Annotated in this window: 17 protein-coding genes and 1 pseudogene; 14 read left to right on the top strand and 4 right to left on the bottom strand. The window is 64.3% G+C overall.

Annotated features, from left to right (window positions below):
• Window positions 1–85: 85 nt before the first annotated feature.
• Window positions 86–1,276, top strand: coding sequence for an MFS transporter (locus ACPZMI_RS06780; protein WP_426351920.1), 1,191 nt, complete (start codon window positions 86–88; stop codon window positions 1,274–1,276).
• On the opposite strand, the gene ACPZMI_RS06775 is transcribed toward ACPZMI_RS06780, so the two are convergent.
• Together ACPZMI_RS06775 and ACPZMI_RS06770 are read right to left on the bottom strand one after the other, a co-directional pair.
• Complete coding sequence (locus tag ACPZMI_RS06775) at window positions 1,226–2,281, bottom strand: alpha/beta hydrolase family protein (RefSeq protein ID WP_288376891.1); 1,056 nt, start codon at window positions 2,279–2,281, stop codon at window positions 1,226–1,228. The genes ACPZMI_RS06780 and ACPZMI_RS06775 overlap by 51 nt on opposite strands.
• A gap of 130 nt (window positions 2,282–2,411) precedes the next feature.
• A complete protein-coding gene (locus tag ACPZMI_RS06770; RefSeq protein WP_186665352.1) occupies window positions 2,412–3,023 on the bottom strand; it encodes an FMN-dependent NADH-azoreductase in 612 nt (203 codons plus the stop codon).
• Window positions 3,024–3,156: 133 nt separating this feature from the next.
• Here ACPZMI_RS06770 and ACPZMI_RS06765 point away from each other — a divergent pair, with 133 nt between their 5' ends.
• Both ACPZMI_RS06765 and ACPZMI_RS06760 read left to right on the top strand, forming a co-directional pair.
• Entirely contained in the window at window positions 3,157–4,059 is a 903-nt protein-coding gene (locus tag ACPZMI_RS06765) for a LysR substrate-binding domain-containing protein (protein WP_186665353.1), read from the top strand.
• Complete coding sequence (locus tag ACPZMI_RS06760; protein WP_426351919.1) at window positions 4,052–4,414, top strand: MmcQ/YjbR family DNA-binding protein; 363 nt, start codon at window positions 4,052–4,054, stop codon at window positions 4,412–4,414. The genes ACPZMI_RS06765 and ACPZMI_RS06760 overlap by 8 nt, the downstream gene beginning before the upstream one ends.
• An 18-nt stretch (window positions 4,415–4,432) precedes the next feature.
• On the opposite strand, the gene ACPZMI_RS06755 is transcribed toward ACPZMI_RS06760, so the two are convergent.
• Together ACPZMI_RS06755 and ACPZMI_RS06750 are read right to left on the bottom strand one after the other, a co-directional pair.
• The gene (locus tag ACPZMI_RS06755; protein ID WP_426351918.1) at window positions 4,433–4,867 is read right to left on the bottom strand and encodes a DUF1294 domain-containing protein; all 435 of its coding nucleotides are present in this window, start codon (window positions 4,865–4,867) and stop codon (window positions 4,433–4,435) included.
• A complete protein-coding gene (locus ACPZMI_RS06750) occupies window positions 4,867–5,697 on the bottom strand; it encodes an undecaprenyl-diphosphate phosphatase (protein ID WP_186665357.1) in 831 nt (276 codons plus the stop codon). The genes ACPZMI_RS06755 and ACPZMI_RS06750 overlap by 1 nt, the downstream gene beginning before the upstream one ends.
• Before the next feature lie 201 nt (window positions 5,698–5,898).
• Here ACPZMI_RS06750 and ACPZMI_RS06745 point away from each other — a divergent pair.
• From ACPZMI_RS06745 to ACPZMI_RS06695, 11 genes and pseudogenes are all read left to right on the top strand, one after another.
• Window positions 5,899–6,768, top strand: a pseudogene (locus ACPZMI_RS06745) (cache domain-containing protein); the annotation flags it as partial.
• Window positions 6,769–6,906: 138 nt separating this feature from the next.
• Complete coding sequence (locus ACPZMI_RS06740) at window positions 6,907–7,641, top strand: methyl-accepting chemotaxis protein (RefSeq protein ID WP_411384465.1); 735 nt, start codon at window positions 6,907–6,909, stop codon at window positions 7,639–7,641.
• A 97-nt stretch (window positions 7,642–7,738) separates the two neighbouring features.
• On the top strand, window positions 7,739–8,305 hold the full coding sequence (gene pnuC / locus ACPZMI_RS06735; RefSeq protein WP_054893933.1) for a nicotinamide riboside transporter PnuC: 567 nt from the start codon (window positions 7,739–7,741) through the stop codon (window positions 8,303–8,305).
• The gene (locus ACPZMI_RS06730) at window positions 8,302–8,823 is read left to right on the top strand and encodes an AAA family ATPase (RefSeq protein ID WP_426351917.1); all 522 of its coding nucleotides are present in this window, start codon (window positions 8,302–8,304) and stop codon (window positions 8,821–8,823) included. Before pnuC ends, ACPZMI_RS06730 begins: the two co-directional genes overlap by 4 nt.
• A 331-nt stretch (window positions 8,824–9,154) precedes the next feature.
• The gene (locus ACPZMI_RS06725; protein ID WP_426351916.1) at window positions 9,155–9,607 is read left to right on the top strand and encodes a hypothetical protein; all 453 of its coding nucleotides are present in this window, start codon (window positions 9,155–9,157) and stop codon (window positions 9,605–9,607) included.
• A 2-nt stretch (window positions 9,608–9,609) separates the two neighbouring features.
• Window positions 9,610–10,191 carry an adhesin gene (locus ACPZMI_RS06720; RefSeq protein ID WP_426351915.1) on the top strand — a complete coding sequence of 194 codons (582 nt, stop codon included), beginning with the start codon at window positions 9,610–9,612 and terminating at the stop codon, window positions 10,189–10,191.
• Between the two features lie 51 nt (window positions 10,192–10,242).
• Entirely contained in the window at window positions 10,243–11,208 is a 966-nt protein-coding gene (locus tag ACPZMI_RS06715) for a heme utilization protein (RefSeq protein ID WP_186665364.1), read from the top strand.
• A gap of 60 nt (window positions 11,209–11,268) precedes the next feature.
• Window positions 11,269–11,949: a C39 family peptidase gene (locus tag ACPZMI_RS06710; protein WP_186721796.1), complete on the top strand. Its 681-nt coding sequence runs from the start codon at window positions 11,269–11,271 to the stop codon at window positions 11,947–11,949.
• Window positions 11,950–11,984: 35 nt separating this feature from the next.
• The gene (locus tag ACPZMI_RS06705; protein ID WP_426351914.1) at window positions 11,985–12,731 is read left to right on the top strand and encodes a hypothetical protein; all 747 of its coding nucleotides are present in this window, start codon (window positions 11,985–11,987) and stop codon (window positions 12,729–12,731) included.
• Window positions 12,732–12,777: 46 nt separating this feature from the next.
• On the top strand, window positions 12,778–14,055 hold the full coding sequence (locus ACPZMI_RS06700; protein ID WP_186665368.1) for an autotransporter domain-containing protein: 1,278 nt from the start codon (window positions 12,778–12,780) through the stop codon (window positions 14,053–14,055).
• A gap of 145 nt (window positions 14,056–14,200) precedes the next feature.
• On the top strand, window positions 14,201–16,396 hold the full coding sequence (locus ACPZMI_RS06695; protein WP_426351933.1) for an LTA synthase family protein: 2,196 nt from the start codon (window positions 14,201–14,203) through the stop codon (window positions 16,394–16,396).
• Window positions 16,397–16,566 lie beyond the last annotated feature (170 nt).

Raw genomic sequence — 16,566 nt, 5'->3', positions numbered from 1 at the left:
GAATCGTGTGGAAAAATCGTTAGGCTGCTTTCTTTTACCCCTCGAGCCAGCCATGATTGCTGCACCGCCGCCCGCGAACACAGCCATGACCGCCCCAACCCCTACGCCCGTCAGCTCCACCGCCCTGACACTGCAGATCCTTTCGATCGTGTTCTACACCTTCATCGCCTTCCTGTGCATCGGCCTGCCCATCGCGGTGCTGCCCGGCCATGTACACGACCAGTTGGGCATGGGTGCGGTGATCGCCGGCCTGACCATCGGCTTGCAGTACCTCGCCACCTTGCTCAGCAGGCCCTTCGCCGGTCGCGTGGCCGACAGCCTGGGTGGCAAGCAGGCGATTCGCTATGGGCTGTATGGCATTGCCGGTTGCGGCGTGCTGACCCTGCTGTCGGCCTGGTCCCTCGCCCTGCCCTCGTTGAGCCTGGGATTACTGCTGGCCGGGCGTGTGCTGCTGGGGGTCGCCCAAGGCCTGATCGGTGTCGCCACGTTGAGCTGGGGTATCGGCCAGGTCGGTGCCGAGCACACCGCCCGGGTGATCTCATGGAACGGTATTGCATCCTATGGCGCCATCGCCATCGGTGCGCCCGCCGGGGTGGTGATGGTCGGCCAACTGAGCTTCACTGCCCTCGGCCCGGCCTTGCTGGTGATGGCGCTGCTGGCCCTGTGGGTGCTGCGCGGCCGCCCGGACGTGGTGGTGGTGCGCGGTGAACGCCTGCCTTTCTGGTCGGCCTTCGGCCGCGTTGCGCCCTGCGGCATGGGGCTGACACTGGCGTCGATCGGCTACGGCACCCTGACCACCTTCGTCACCCTCTACTACCTGGAGCAAGGCTGGGTCGGCGCGGCCTGGTGCCTGAGCGCCTTCGGCCTGTGCTTCATCGTCTCGCGGCTGCTGTTCGTCAACGCGGTCAACCGCTTCGGCGGCTACAACGTAGCGATCGCGTGCATGGCCACCGAAGTGCTGGGGCTGACCCTGCTCTGGCTGGCACCGGCACCGGGATGGGCGTTGGTTGGAGCGGGGCTCACCGGCTTTGGCCTGTCACTGGTGTACCCGGCGCTGGGCGTGGAGGCGATCAGGCAGGTCCCCAGCGCCAGTCGGGGCGCGGGGCTTGGGGCGTACGCGGTGTTCTTCGACCTGGCATTGGGCCTGGCCGGCCCGGTGATGGGCGCGGTAGCCGTACACCTGGGTTATGCGTCGATCTTCTGCGTGGCGGCGCTGCTGGCGCTGTCAGGGGTGGGCCTGATCCTGCTGCTGGCCCGCCGCGCCGGCCGCGGCTGAGCGCTCGGCGGGCTCCGGGGCTCCCAGGGCCTGGCTGAAGAACGCCGCCGTCTCGCTCTGCAGGCCCCGGTGCACCTGGCGCCGGTCGATGCCGTCGGCATCCTTGCACAGCACCGCCATGCGCTGGCGCTGTTCGTCGTCGCAGGGGGCCATGAACACGAAATGCCCAGCACCGGACAACAGCCGGTAGTCGGGCGTGACCGGCAACTTGCGCGCCAGGGCGCTGGCGTTGCGGTCGACAGCCAGCAACTGGTCCTGGTCGCCGCTGTAGATCAGTGCGGGCACATGCACACCGGCCAGGGCATGGCGGCCAAACATCAGGCTCAACGGTGCCATCAGCATCACCGCGCCGACACGCGGGTCGGACTGCGGGGTCAACTCGCTGCGGTCGGCGATCAACACGCCATGGGTCTTGCAGGCATCGGCATCCATCGGCCGTTCCAGGCAGTAGTTGCGCAGTCGCTCAAGGTCTGGCTGGGCGCCCGACAGGATCAACGCGGTCTCCCCGCCTGCCGAGTAGCCGATCACGCCAACCTTGCCCTGGTTGAGGTAAGGGCTGAGCAGGTGATCTGCACGTGCAGCGGTGATCGCGGCGCTGACCTGCAAGGGCCGTCCATAGAGGTTGCTGAGCTTGCCCAGCCGACTGTGGTCACGAAGGTTGTCGCCCGGGTGGGTGACGGCCACTACCACGAAGCCCTGGCGGGCCAATGCGGTCGCCAGGTCGTGCAACGCCACCGGGGTGCCGGTATTGCCATGGGAGACCACCAGCAGCGGGAACTGGCCCATGGCGACCGGCGCCTCTTCGGCCACACGCAGGGTGTAGCCTTCGATGCGCGTAGGCCGCGCCGGGCTGCTGCTGGGATAGAACACCAAGGCCTGCATGGGCTGTGCGTCCACCGGATCGGCAAGCGTGAGACGATGCAGGCCGGCCACCCAGGGTGAAGCCTCGGCACGGGCCAGCAGGCCGCCAAGCAGGAGCAACGTCAACAGGGCACGGGTTTTCATCGCGAGCGTCTCTCCCCTCGAGGCGGACGGGTAGCATAAGCATAGAAGCTACGCGATGGACGACAGATGAAACATCCATGAAAAAGCCGGCTGTCGCACAAGGCGACAGCCAGCTTTTTCGGGGTTTCTATCAGGCTGCGGCGAACAGCTCGTTGGCAATCTGCGCCTGGGCAGCGTCGATGGCCTTGCTGCGGTGCTCCGGACCATACGCCAGGCCGTGGGCGCGGACGATTTCCAGGTCGGTGATGCCGATGAAGCCCAGGAACACCTTGAGGAAATCTTCATGACCGACACCGGTCGGCTGACCTTGGTGCAGGCCACCAGCAGTGGACACCAGCACCACCTTCTTGTCACCGCACAGGCCTTCCGGGCCAGCTTCGGTGTAGCGGAAGGTCTTGCCGGCGACGGCAACGCGATCGATCCAGGCCTTGAGCTGGGTGGGCACGGTGAAGTTGTACATCGGAGCACCGATGACCACCGCGTCGGCGGCGAGGAATTCGGCCAGGGTTTCGGCACTCAGACGGGCTTCGTGGGCCAGGGCGGCGTCACGGGCTTCTTCGGCGGTGCCGGCGGCGACCAGGGTCGCGGCCGAGAAGTGGCTGATGGCATCGGCAGCGAGGTCGCGGTAGATGACTTCGACGCTAGGATCGGCAGCCTTCCAGGCATCGACCACTTCGCGGCTCAACTGGCGGGAGGCGGAATTGTCGCCCAGGATGCTCGAATCGATGTGCAACAGTTTCATGGGACTCTCCTGTGAATGAAGACCGCGGCTGTGGGCGATCACGATGGGGAGAATCCTACAGAGGCGACGAATAACTGATTAGTCGGCAAAAATGCATTAGTTTGTTCCACTGATGGAACAGTGAGATATCCGTATGCAAGACTTCAACGACCTCTTCTACTTCGCCCGAGTGGTCGAGGCCGGTGGCTTCGCTGCCGCCGGTCGCCAGTTGGGCATCCCCAAGTCGCGCCTGTCGCGGCGTATCGCAGAACTCGAGGAACGCTTGGGCACACGCCTGCTGCAGCGCACCACCCGGCAACTGAAGCTGACCGCCGTCGGCGAACGCTACCTGCACCACTGCCAGGCCATGCTGCTGGAGGCCGAGATGGCCGACGAAGCCGTCGCCAGCATGACCAGCGAGCCGCGTGGACGCCTGCGGGTGTCTGCCCCGGTAGCCCTGGCCCATGCCTTCCTGCCAGACATCATCAGCCGCTTTCTCGCCCAGTACCCGCTGGTGCAACTGGAGATGGTGCTGCTCAATCGCCGTGTCGACCTGATCTCCGAAGGTATCGATGTGGCGCTGCGGGTACGCGACCTGGGCGACGAGGACCCGGCCCTGGCCACCCGCCGCCTGCGCCAGGCGCAGATGTACCTGGTGGCAGCCCCTGGATTCGCTGACGGGCTCGAGCACCCGTCGCAGCTGGTGGGGCTGCCCGTCCTGGGGGCCGCGGATGCCGATCGCCTGGTGCATTTTCGCCTCATCGGGCCCGGCGGCCAGGAGCAGGAGATCGCCCTGGAGCCACGCCTGAACATCGATGACTTCGTGGTGCGCAAGGCCTCGGCCTGCGCAGGCCTGGGCTTTACCGCCCTGCCAAGCAACTATTGCGAGGAAGAACTGGCGCGCGGCGAACTGGTGCACCTGCTGCCGGAGTGGTCGCTGCCTGGGGGTTATCTGCAAGCGGTGTATCCGCACCGGCGCGGCGTACTGCCTGCAGTGCGGGTATGGATCGATCACCTGGCGGCCTCGTTCGAGGCCTGTGGAGAGCGCTATGTCTGAGCGACCCATGAGCCCCGAGCAGGTGGCAGCGTTCTGCCTGAGCCTGCCCGGCGCGCGGGAGGATTACAAATGGGGCGCAATCCGGGTGTTCTCGGTGGCCGGTAACAAGATGTTCGCCGTGCTTGACCTGCCGGGAGCAGGCTTGATGTTCAAGGTCGCCGACGAGCTGTTTCTCGGTTATTGCGACCGTCCCGGGGTACGGCCGGCGCCTTATCTGGCGAGGGCGCGCTGGATCAGCATGCTGCCTCCCTACCCCATGGGCCGGGAAGAGTTGACCGATCTTCTGCAGCGTTCGCACCAACTGGTGGTGCGACGCTTGCCCAAGCTCTTGCAGGTGGGCTTGTTGGCCGATTGAGGATTGCGCGGCGCTCGCTCAGCCCATCAATCCCAGCCAGCGCCCACCCAGCACCAGGCGATCCAGCCAGAACACCTGGTGCAACGCGACGATTGCCCAGAACACCATCTGGTACGACAGCTTGCGGGTCTTGTGCCGGAACAATTGCTGCGCCAGCAAGGCCCCCGGCCAACCACCGAGCAACTCGCTGGCGTGGAGGATTTTCTCTGGCGTGCGCCAGGCCTGGGTGCGGGCCTGCCGCTTGTCCTGCCAGTACAACAACAGGCAGACCAGGCTGGCCGCCGGATACAGCGCCAGGGGCAGCCAGGACTGGCCGCTCCAGGCCATCTGCGCCACCCCCAGGCCCGGTAGCAGGCACAAGACCAGCAGCACCAGCAATTTCAGGCGCAGGTTGCGCACGCCCTCGCCTGCCTGGCCAGCGTCGCGCCGCCCGGCACTTTGCCCGCGTGCCATCAGCCGTGCGCCGTGGCCCAGTCAACCCAGCCGAACTGCCAGGTCGCCAGGATCAGCAGGCCAAAGGCAATGCGGTACCAGGCAAAGACCGCGTAGCTGTGGTTGGCGATGAACTTGAGCAACGCACGCACGGCGATCATGGCGAAGATGAACGACACCACGAAGCCGATGGCGAATACCGGCAGGTCGGCCGGCTGGAACAGGTCACGGTACTTGTAGCCCGAATACACCGCGGCGCCGACCATGGTCGGCATCGCCAGGAAGAACGAGAACTCGGTCGCGGCCTTGCGTGACAGGCCGAACAGCAAGCCGCCGATGATGGTCGAGCCCGAGCGCGAGGTCCCCGGGATCATCGCCAGGCACTGCACCAGGCCGACCTTCAGGGCGTGGGTCCAGCGCATGTCGTCGACATGGTCGACCTCGATACGGTGATCGCGGCGCTCGGCCCAGAGCATGATGAAGCCGCCCACCACCAAGGCCACGGCCACGGTGATCGGATTGAACAGGTACTCATGGATCAGGTCGGCGAACAGTACGCCAAGCACGACCGCCGGCATGAAGGCGATCAGCAGGTTGGCGGTGAAACGCCGGGCCTTGGGCTGGCTCGACAGGCCGAACACCACTTCGAAGATCTTGCTGCGAAACTCCCACACCACCGCCAGGATCGCGCCCAGCTGAATGATGATGTTGAACGCCATTGCGCGCTCACCGCCAAAATCGATCAGGTCGGCCACGATGATCTGGTGGCCGGTGCTGGAAATCGGCAGGAACTCGGTCAAGCCCTCGACGATACCCAGGATGATTGCCTGGAAGGCACTCCAAAAATCCATCAACTCCCCCAATGGACACTGCTCCTGGCAGCACCCTAGTTCTTTTCGATTACAAGTATTCACCGCACGCGCAGCGACGCGTGTTTTACAGCGTTCGTTAGTCCCAACACCAGCGAAAAAGTGCGCCGCGGCTAAAGGTTTCATCTTGCGCGGCCGAAATCCTATCAGAGGCCCTGCGCGAAGGCTTGCGCGGGATGCAACATGGATTGTCGAGCCCGGCACTTAGCCGTTGGTCGACTGGGTTGCAGGCATCCGGTCATGGTTGGATGCTGCTCATATAAAAAGAACAAGACATGGAGTGACCTTTTGATGAAGACCTTGAGATCGATGTCGATCAGCCGTCGTCTGTGGCTGATCCTGCTCGTGGCCGTCGCCATGCTGTTGGTCCTGGGGCTGCTGATGCTGCGCCAGATCCATGGTGACCTGTACCAGGCCAAGGCGCAGAAGACCCAGCATGTGGTCGAGACTGCCGTGGGCGTGCTCGCCTACTACCAGGGGCTGGAGGCCGCTGGCAGCCTCGACCGGCAAAGCGCCCAGCAGCAGGCGCTGCAGGTGGTGCGCAGCCTGCGTTACGACAAGGATGACTATTTCTGGATCAACGACCTGCAACCGAAGATGATCATGCACCCGGTCAACGCCAAGCTCGATGGCCAGGACCTGTCGGCGATCCGCGACCCTGACGGCTTTGCCGTGTTCAACGAGATGGTGACCCTGGCCAAGGCCCAGGGCGCGGGCCCGGTCAACTACCGCTGGCCCAAGCCCGGCGCCAGCGACCCGGTGGCCAAGACCTCCTATATAGAGCTGTTCAAGCCCTGGGGCTGGATCATCGGCTCGGGGGTGTATGTCGACGACGTACAGGACGAATTCGCTCGCCAGGTCCGCGAGGCCTCGCTGGTCGGGCTGTTCATTGCCCTGGTGATGGGGCTGGTGGTTTGGCTGATCGCCCGCAGCATCGCCCGTCCACTGCACGAGGCGGTACAGGCCATGGGCAACATCGCCAGTGGCGAGAGCGACCTGACCCGTCGCCTGGACACCCAGGGACGCGACGAAATCACCCATTTGGGTGAGTACTTCAACCGTTTCAACGGCAAGCTGCAGGGCGTGGTCGGCCAATTGCAGGGCACAGCCCATGCGCTGGCCCAGTCCGCCGGGCACGTCGGCGACAACGCGGGCAGCGCCCAGCAGCACAGTGCCCAGCAATCACTGCAGATGGACCAGGTGGCCACGGCGGTCAACGAGGTCACCTACGCGGTGCAGGATGTGGCGAAGAACGCCGAGCAGGCGGCCGTGGAAATGCGCGCAGCGCAGCAGCAGGTCGGTCAGGGCCAGCAGGCTATCCACGGCAGCCTGCAGCAGATCGACCGGCTGTCGGCGACCATCGACCAGGCCCAGGGGGTGATCCGCGACCTGGCCGGGCACAGCACCAAGATTGGTGGCGTACTGGAAGTGATTCGCTCGATCGCCGAGCAGACCAACCTGCTGGCCCTCAACGCCGCCATCGAGGCTGCGCGTGCGGGCGAACAGGGCCGCGGCTTTGCCGTGGTCGCCGATGAGGTACGCCTGCTGGCCCAGCGCACGGCGCAGTCCACTGCCGAGATCCAGACCATGATCGAGCATCTGCAGGGCCAGTCGGATGCGGCGGTCCGGGCCATCGACACCAGCAGCGAAGCCTCGCGCCAGACCGTCGAACAGGCCCGCGAAGCCGGCACCAGCCTTGCGGCCATCGAACAGGCGCTGCACACCCTGGCGGCGCTGAACACCTCGATCGCCAGCGCCACCCTGCAGCAGTCCCATGTGGTCGAGGAAATCAACCGCAATGTGCTCGACACCGCTGGCTTGTCCCAGCAGACCGCCGAGGCGGCGCGCCAATCCAGCGATGCCGGAGTTTCCCTGGCACGCCTGAGCGAGGAGCTCGAGCAGCTGCTGCGTCAATTCAGAGTCTGAGCAAAAGAAGGGGCGCTACGGCGCCCCGTTTCACAGCGATTCACCTTCCTCGACCCTCAAGCTACAATCGCGCCCTTTCCCTTCCGAAGGATCGCCGATGTCCGGCCTCGAACTCTTCGCCGCCGCGCTCGGCGTCATCGCCGTCTGGCTCACGGTCAGGCAGAACATCTGGTGCTGGCCGATCGGCCTGGTGATGGTGCTGCTCTACAGCTGGATCTTCTACGACGTGAAGCTGTATTCGGACATGCTCCTGCAAGTGGTCTATGCCGTGCTCAACCTCTATGGCTGGTGGCAATGGACGCGGCCGGACCGCGTCGAGGATGCGCGCCGGGTATCACGCCTGGACACCGCCACGGTGCTGCGTGGACTGGGCTTGGGGCTTCTGGCGAGCGCCGCCCTGGGGGCCGCCATGGCCCACTGGACCGACGCCGCCCAACCCTGGCTGGATGCCGCGCTGACCGGTTTCAGCCTGGTCGCGCAGGTGTGGATGGCACAGAAACGCCTGCAATGCTGGGCGTTGTGGTTCGTGGTCGATGTGATCTTCGTTGGACTGTTCCTGTACAAGGGTTTGTACCTGACCGCCGCGTTGTACGCCCTGTTCACCCTTATTGCCGTGCGCGGCTGGCTGGAGTGGCGGCGCGATCCGGCGCTGGCCGGCGCATGAAGGTCCTGGTCCTGTGCGGCCCTGAATCCAGTGGCAAGAGCTGGCTCAGTGGCGAAATCCAGCACCGTTTCGGTGGCATCACCGTCGGCGAATACGTACGCCATTTCATCGACACCGAGCAGCGCGATACCTGCTATGCCGATATCCCGGCCATCGCCCGCGGGCAATTGGCCTGGGAAGACCAGGCGCGGGCAGCCTCGCCTTCGCTGCTGATCCTCGATACCCACCTGCTGAGCAACATGTTGTGGAGTCGCGTGCTGTTCGGCGACTGCCCCGCGTGGCTGGAACAGGCGCTGCTGGCCAGGCACTACGACCTCCACCTGCTGCTCAGTCCCGAGGGCGTGGAATGGATCGGTGATGGTCAACGTTGCCAGCCGCGACTGGAGGAGCGCCAGGCGTTCTTCGATGACAGCCTGCGCTGGCTGCAGCAGCATGGGCAGCCACTGCGGGTCATTGACGGGGACTGGCAGCAGCGCCGGGATGACGCGCTGGCGGCGGTGGCCGAGCTCCTGGGGTAAGCCCAGCCCGGCCCCTCAGCATGGCCGGACTGTTAACTCACTGATACACCCTCTCGCCACCAAACCCCCATTGCAGGGGCCTCCCCCACACTTTCGGGGGAACTGTCACAGCGCTGATACACCCCCTGCGCATCCCCCCAGATCGCCCGTGCTTCGGCCCTTGACGGGCGATGACCCTACACCTTGTATCAACGCTGATACAACAGAAAACCGGCACGCCTACCCTCCTCGCGCAACCCGCTGATAAATCGGCAAAAAGCAAATCCGGCACGGCTTTCGCTCTCTGTTCTGGCAACGCTCAAGAGCCAGCGCACAGAAAGGGAGCACCGCCGTGGGGAACAAGCACAACACACTGCCTGCACTGCTCGTTCTGGCTTGCCTTGCCGCCACATCGATTGCGCCGCCGGTCTTCGCTGGCGGCAACGGGGTGATCGTCCTCAATCGCGATGTCCAGCCGCGTCAGGCTGATCGCCGAACCGGCACGCCAGACCCCTACCCGACCACCGCCAACACCAATGAGTCGGCACGCATCCAGGCCCAGACCAACAACGAACTGACCGATGGCGACTTCGCCAACGTCGCCAGCGGTTCGACCGTCAGCCGCATCTTCCAACCTGACAACTCCGGGAACCTGCGAGGCATGGGCACCGCCCAGTCGCAATTGCCCGGCATGCCCGGCGGCTCCGGTGCCGGGGCGTCCGGCGCCAACAGCATCTCCAACACGGTCAACCAGAACGTTCAGCGCGGCATGGCGCCGCTGCAGATCCTGACCCGGGGCCAATGAACATGCAAACCCTCAAACTCTCCCTGCTGTGCCTGGCCCTTGGCTGCACCACAAGCGCCTTCGCCGGCTCCCCTGTGGTGGACAACGCCACCCTCGACGCCAGTGGCCGCGCCTACCAGGGCAACCTCAACATCAACCAGGCCGCAGGTGACGCGCTGCAACAGGCCAACGTGAAAGCCATCGCCATCGGCACCGAAGGCCAGGCCAGCACGCAGATCCGCCAACGCAGCGACTTTCGCGCCAACAGCGCGCTCGACGCCCACGCCAGCATCAATGGCAATGCCTTCAGCAACGGCAACGGCATGCTGGGCATCAACCAATCGGCGGGCGCCGCCACGCAACAAGCCAACGCGGTGCGCATCAGCATCAGCGCAATACCACAGAGCATCGACGACAGCATTCTCAGCCAGCAGAACGTCTCGCTGGCCAACAGCTCCGACGCAACTGATCACACACCCGGCAGTCGCCAGGTCACTACCAGTGACCAGGCCTTCACCGGCAGCCGTGGCGTGATCCAGTTGAATCAGAGCGCCGGGGTAGGCAACCGAATGGCCAACACCCTGAGCGTCCGGGTCGCGGATTGACCCGATCAGCAACACAACACTTAACAACGAAAATATAAGCGGAGAAACACCATGAAACCGAAAATGGCACTCAAGCCTCTGGTATTCGCCCTCGCTGCGGTCATGGCAGTTGCTGCACAAGCCGGCGGCCGTGGAAACGACAACCACGGCGGCCACAACAATGGCCACAACAACAACGAAAGCCTGCTGCTGTCCCTGCTGGTGAACGCCGGCTCTGCCGCCACCGTTCTGGACACCCAGAACAACTCCGGCAACCGTGTGCTGAACCAAGGCACCCGCAACGATGCCCGCATGGACAACTCGGCCAACGGTTCCCAAGGCAACCTGGGCGCCAACGTTGCCGCAGGCAGCGGCAACCAGCAGGACAACGTTGCGGCAATCGCCACCGCCGATGAGAACTTCATCTTCGGCAGTGCCGTGGCCATGGCCCAGGCCACCCAGACCAACGCCGGCAACACCGTCAAGAACTACTCCACCTCCAACAACGCCAACCTCACCGGTTCGGCCAACGGCAGCTCCGGCAACATCGGCATCAACGTGACCGCCGGGGACTTCAACCAACAGAAAAACAACATGGCCATCGCCGTGTCGGGTGGCCGCGTCGCTGCCGCCACCGGTGCAGCCAACCAGAACGTCGGCGGCCTGAACGTCACCAACAAGGCCGACCGTACCTACAGCAAGGAAACTCTCACCTCCACCTTCGCTGCCTACGGCCACTACCAAGGCAATGGCTACGGCTACGTCGAAGACGAAAGCAGCCGCGATCGCTATGGCAACACCCATGTCGACAAGGACCCGCTCAAGTTCCACGAAGAAGGCACCTTCGGCCTGGCCGGTGTTGCCTCCTATCAGGTCCTGACTCCCACCGGCTGGCGCAACCCTGTGACCAACAACGCCAACCTGAGCAACTCGCTCAATGGCGTGTCGGGCAACGTCGGCGCCAACGTCTCGGCCGGCAGCGGCAACCAGCAGACCAACTCGCTGTCCATCGCCGCAGGTTGCAAAGCCTGCATGTAACAGCAGCCGATCGGGGCCCTTCGGGGCCCCTTTCCCTGTCTCTACCCGGTGGAGAAGGTCATGCGCATTGTCCTGCTTGCCACACTCATGTTCCTTGCCGGTCTCGTAGAAGCGGCACAGATGCCGATTGCCGCCTTGCCAGGCGGTACTCTCGTCTACAAGCCAGTGCAGAGCCTGCGTGAGCGGCGCTTCGCCGACCTGGTGCAACAGAAGACCGATTTCAGCTGCGGCGCCGCCGCCCTGGCCACCGTCCTAAAGCAGGCCTACTGGCTCGACGTGGACGAACACCAGGTCATCGAAGGCATGCTCGCCCAATCCGACCAGGACACCGTCAAGGTCCAGGGCTTCTCCATGCTCGACATGAAGCGCTACGTCGAAAGCATCGGCATGCGCGCCCGGGGCTATCGGGTCGAACCCGACACCCTGGAAAAGGTGAGCATTCCGGTGATCGTGCTGATGGACATCCGTGGCTACAAGCACTTCGTGGTGCTCCAGCGCATCGACAAGGGCTGGGTCTATATCGGCGACCCTGTCCTGGGCCACAAACGCTACAAATTCGACGATTTCCTCAAAGGCTGGAACGGCATCATCTTCGCCGTCATCGGCCCCGGCTACGACAAGGCCAACGCCCTGCTCGATCCGCCGGCACCTCTGACCGCGAAGAACCGCGTCGACGGTTTCTACCCGGTGGAAGACGCGCAACTGATGGAATTCGGTTTCATCCAGAGCGATTTCTTCTGACGATTACAAGGGGCACGAAGTCCCGGGGAGCAGCGATGAAGACTACCACCTGGCTGGTCGCAGCATGCCTGGCTGCCAGCCTCCCCGCCCACGCGCAGGTGTTCAAGCCCATCGAGGTCAAGGACCAAGAGCTTGCCCAACTGCGTGGGAAGTACGTGATGCCGGGGCGGATCATCAGTTTCGGCATCGTCATGAGCAGCACCTGGCAGAACGCCGCCGGTGATCGCATCGGCGCCACAACCACCCTGCAGGTGCAGCAGAACGTGATCAAACCGCAGTTCTACGTGTCGATGACCGGCGAGAACGGCTCGGGCAACGCCCCTGGTCGCGGCAATGGCCTGGTCAACGGCGGTGCAGGCCTGGTCAACACCACCCAGGGCGTGACCCAGTCGGTGCGCGCGGCCGGCGACAACAACAGCGCCTATAACGATGTCGCCATCAATGTTCGCGAGGCGGGCCAGGTCGGTGATGTCGGTGTGCCGCAAGGCCAGGTCCTGGCCGCAGGCACCACCCTCAGCACCAGCAACAATGCCGGTACGCTCAGCGTCTCGAACAGTGGCAACGGGATCCAGATGGCCATCCAGGCCAACAACAATCAAGGGCAAAGCATGCAGCGCCTGGCCGAAGGTGGCCTGCTACAAGCCACCACTTTGCTGGGCGGCAGCAACGCGGTCAGCAACCTGACGCAGCTCAATGTGGTGCTGCGCGACAACCTGCCTTCGGCAGGCGCGCTGAACTGCAATCTTGATCAACTCAAGGGCCTACGTGTTTCAGGATATTGATCTACGCTTCGTCTCAATCATCGCAGTTGGAAGGGACGGCTAACTTATGCATCGATCGTTGTCATTGGGGGCAGTTGTCTGCCTGGGGACCTTGGTACCATCATCACTGCTCTACGCAGCCAGCGATCCCCAGGTAGACGCGCTGAAAGCCGAACTGGCTGCGCTCAAGCAGCGCTACGAAGCGCAGCAGCAGGCGCTGATGGTGCTCGAACAACGCGTTCGCCAGGTCGAGGAACAGCCCGCAGCCCCACCTCCCAAGCGCCTGACCCGCTCGCCGGCTTCCGAGCCGCGCAACAATCAGGCCGTGGCCGCCGCCGGCGGCGGCTCATCCTATGGCGAGTCGCTCAAGGATGATTCGGAACCGGCGCAGAGCGTGTCCAACCTCTACGATGAGGCCAGCGGCTTCTTCGGTGGCGGCAAGTTCAGTGTCGAGACCGGCATCACCTATGCCCGCTACGACACCCGCCAGCTCATCCTCAACGGTTTCCTGGCACTGGACTCGATCTTCCTGGGCAACATCAATCTGGACCGGATCAAGGCCGACAACTGGACGCTCGACCTTACTGCCCGCTACAACCTCGACAACCGTTGGCAGTTCGACGTCAACGTGCCGATCATCTACCGCGAGTCGACCTACCAGTCCGGGGGCGTCGGCGGCAACGCCCAGGGCATTTCCGAGCGCACCATCACCCGCGACCCGACCCTTGGCGACGTCAACTTCGGCGTGGCCTACAAGTTCCTCGACGAGTCGGAGAACACCCCGGATGCGGTGTTCAGCGTGCGGGTCAAGGCACCGACCGGCAAGGATCCGTTCGGCATCAAGCTGCTGCGCGACACCGAGAACGACAGCCTGAGCTACCCCGAAGACCTGCCTACCGGCAACGGTGTCTGGTCGATCACGCCCGGTATCTCGCTGGTCAAGACCTTCGACCCGGCAGTGCTGTTCGGCAGCCTGTCTTACACCCACACCTTCGAGGATTCGTTCAGCGACGTCAGCTCGACGATCAACCAGAAAGTACCGGGCAAGGTGAAGATCGGCGACAGCTTCCAGATCGGTGCGGGGGTGGCCTTCGCCCTCAACGAGAAGATGTCGATGTCGTTCTCGGTTTCGGACCTGATCGCCCGGCGCTCGCGGATCAAGTCTGCGGAAACCGGCGACAGCTGGGCCGACGTCAAGAGCAGCGATGCCAACGCCGCCTACTTCAACGTCGGCATGACCCTCGCGGCCACCGACAACCTGACCATCGTGCCGAACCTGTCGATCGGCCTGACCGACGATGCACCGGACTTCACCTTCAGCCTGAAATTCCCGTACTACTTCTGATCTGTCCACTCCAGGGGCGCCTTGCGCCCCTGCGCTTCAATTGGTAACCAACCTTGTCGCTTCCGGCCTTCCTGTGAGGGGCCTGTTATGATGCAGCACATTTTTGTGACTGTTTCATGGCAAGGAAGGACGTTTCGTGAAGAACATGCTTGGCCATCCCCGTGCTCGGCTCGCCACCCTGGCAGTGCTGGTCGTGGTGATCCCCCTGGCCGCCCGCGCACTGCTGGGCTGGTCCGATCCACTGGGGTACCTGTCGGACCTGGCGATCGGCATCCTGCTGGTACTGCTGTTGCAGCGCAGCCCCTGGTGGCTGGCACTGCCGGTGCTGCTGGCCTGGGGCGGGCTGCTGGTGGCTTCGGCCGAGCTGGTCAGTGCGGTCGGGCGTCTGCCGAACAGCAGCGACCTGGGCTACCTGTTCGACCCACAGTTCATGGAAAACTCCACCGGCGGCGCCCTTGCCCACCCCTGGCTGCCCTGGACCCTCGGTGTCGGCCTGTCGGCCTGGCTGCTGGCCCGCTGGCTCCAGCGCGGCCAACCCGCCCCGGCGCTGCCACGCTCGGCCTGGGCCGCACCAGCGGTGCTGCTTGCCGCGCACTGGGGCAGCGAGCACCTGATACCCTCCGATGCCGATCAATGGCGCCAGTACAACCTATCCCATCAACTGCTCTCGGCGGGCACCAGCGACCTGCAACTCAAGGCGCAGGCCTGGCTGGGCCATGACCTGACGGTAGCACCGCTGCCCAGCACCGGCCTGACCCAGACCGACCTCGACGGACGCAAGCTGCTCGAAGCCCCGGGCAGTGCACGCAACCTGCTGGTCATCACCCTGGAGGGGATTCCCGGCGCCTATCTGCGCGCCAACCGGCAAGCCCTGCACAGTCGTTTCGATGACGACCTGATGCCCAACCTCAGCCGCTGGGCCGAACGCGCCATGAACACCCCCGATTACGTCCTGCACACCCACCAGACCATTCGCGGCCTGTACGCCATGCTCTGCGGTGACTACGACAAGCTCGCCAACGGCACGCCCAAGGGTGTCGAGCTGCTCACCCAGGACCTGCGCAACCAGGCCTGCCTGCCCGCACAACTGCGCCAGGCCGGCTTCAGCACCCATTACCTGCAAGGCGCCGGCCTGCGCTTCATGGCCAAGGACCGGATCATGCCGCACATCGGCTTCGACTCGGTGCACGGCCTGGAGTGGTTCCGCAACGACAACTACCTCGAGTTCCCCTGGGGCAAGGACGACAAGGCCTTCTTCGAAGGCGCGCTGGGCTATGTCGGTGAGCTGCGCAAACAGCGCCAGCCGTGGATGCTGACCCTGCTCACCGTCGGCACCCACCAGCCCTACTCCGCACCGGACGCTTACCTGCAACGCTACGACAGCGCCAAACAGGCGGCGGTCGCCTACCTGGACGACGCCCTGGGCGAGTTCCTCGATACCCTGGAGCGCCAGGGCGTACTCAAGGACACACTGGTGGTCATCACTTCGGACGAGTCCCATGGCATCGACGGTGTGCGCCTGGCCTCTTCCTGGGGCTTCAACCTCACCCTTGCGCCCGAACAGGCAAAGTTGCCGAAGATCAAGCACGGCACCTACGGCCATGTCGACCTGGCCACTTCGCTGCTCGACTATTTCGCCCTGCCGATCCCCGCCGCCCTGGCCGGCCGCTCGCTGTATCGCGACTACGACAGCGGCCGGGAAATGATCTCCTTCACCAACGGCATGCTGCGTTACCACGATGGCCGAGGCACCTTCAGCGAATGCGATTTCCAGCAGCGCTGCCGACGCTATGCCAGCGAGGGATTCATCGCCGACCAGGCGCACTTCCTCGGCCGCGGCGAAGCGCCACTGGGGCGCCAGATCACCGCGCTCGCTGGCGTGCTCGACCAGTCGTTGCTGCAAACCCCGCTGAACCTGCGCTACCAGTTCGGTGGGCCATCGGCCATTCCTCTGCACAAGCGCATTCGTGACGACTGGGCCGACAACCTGATCGGCGCCCAGTACCTGGAGATGCCCGAAGGCTCGCACACCCGGGTGCGGGTCAAGGTACGCTCGCTCGACCCGGCCCACCGGGCGCACATCCAGCTCAAGGCCAAACAGCAGGAGCAGGATGTACCGCTGGGATTGCCCGAGGAGATACTGGTCACGGCCGACCAGCCGATGGAGCTGGAGTTCGGCTTCGACAACCCCATCGAGCGCAAGGCCTTCTCCTTCCACCTGCTCGGTTATGGTGGGGGTGAGGTGGAGGTCAGCGATTTCAGCGTGATCACCGCCCTGCCGGGTGAAGAGGATGTGATCGAGGAAATCCAGGACGACGGCCACATCGCCCAGTCGAGTTGAATCAAAAGCACGCGTGATCCGTGCCAGAGACCGCGGTGTCTTTTTCGCGGGCAAGTCGGAGCGCCGAACCGCCGCTTGTGTCTTGATAGGGGATTAGAATCTGGAGTGAGAGCGGTGAATGGCAAGCTGCATGCCGCATGTGCCTTGAGCACGAGTAGGAGCACAAGCTG

The sequence above is a fragment of the Pseudomonas wayambapalatensis genome (assembly GCF_049942315.1).
Lineage (GTDB): Bacteria > Pseudomonadota > Gammaproteobacteria > Pseudomonadales > Pseudomonadaceae > Aquipseudomonas > Aquipseudomonas wayambapalatensis.
The sequence above is the reverse complement of the archived record's forward strand: the minus strand, read 5'-3'. Positions and strand labels throughout refer to the sequence as shown.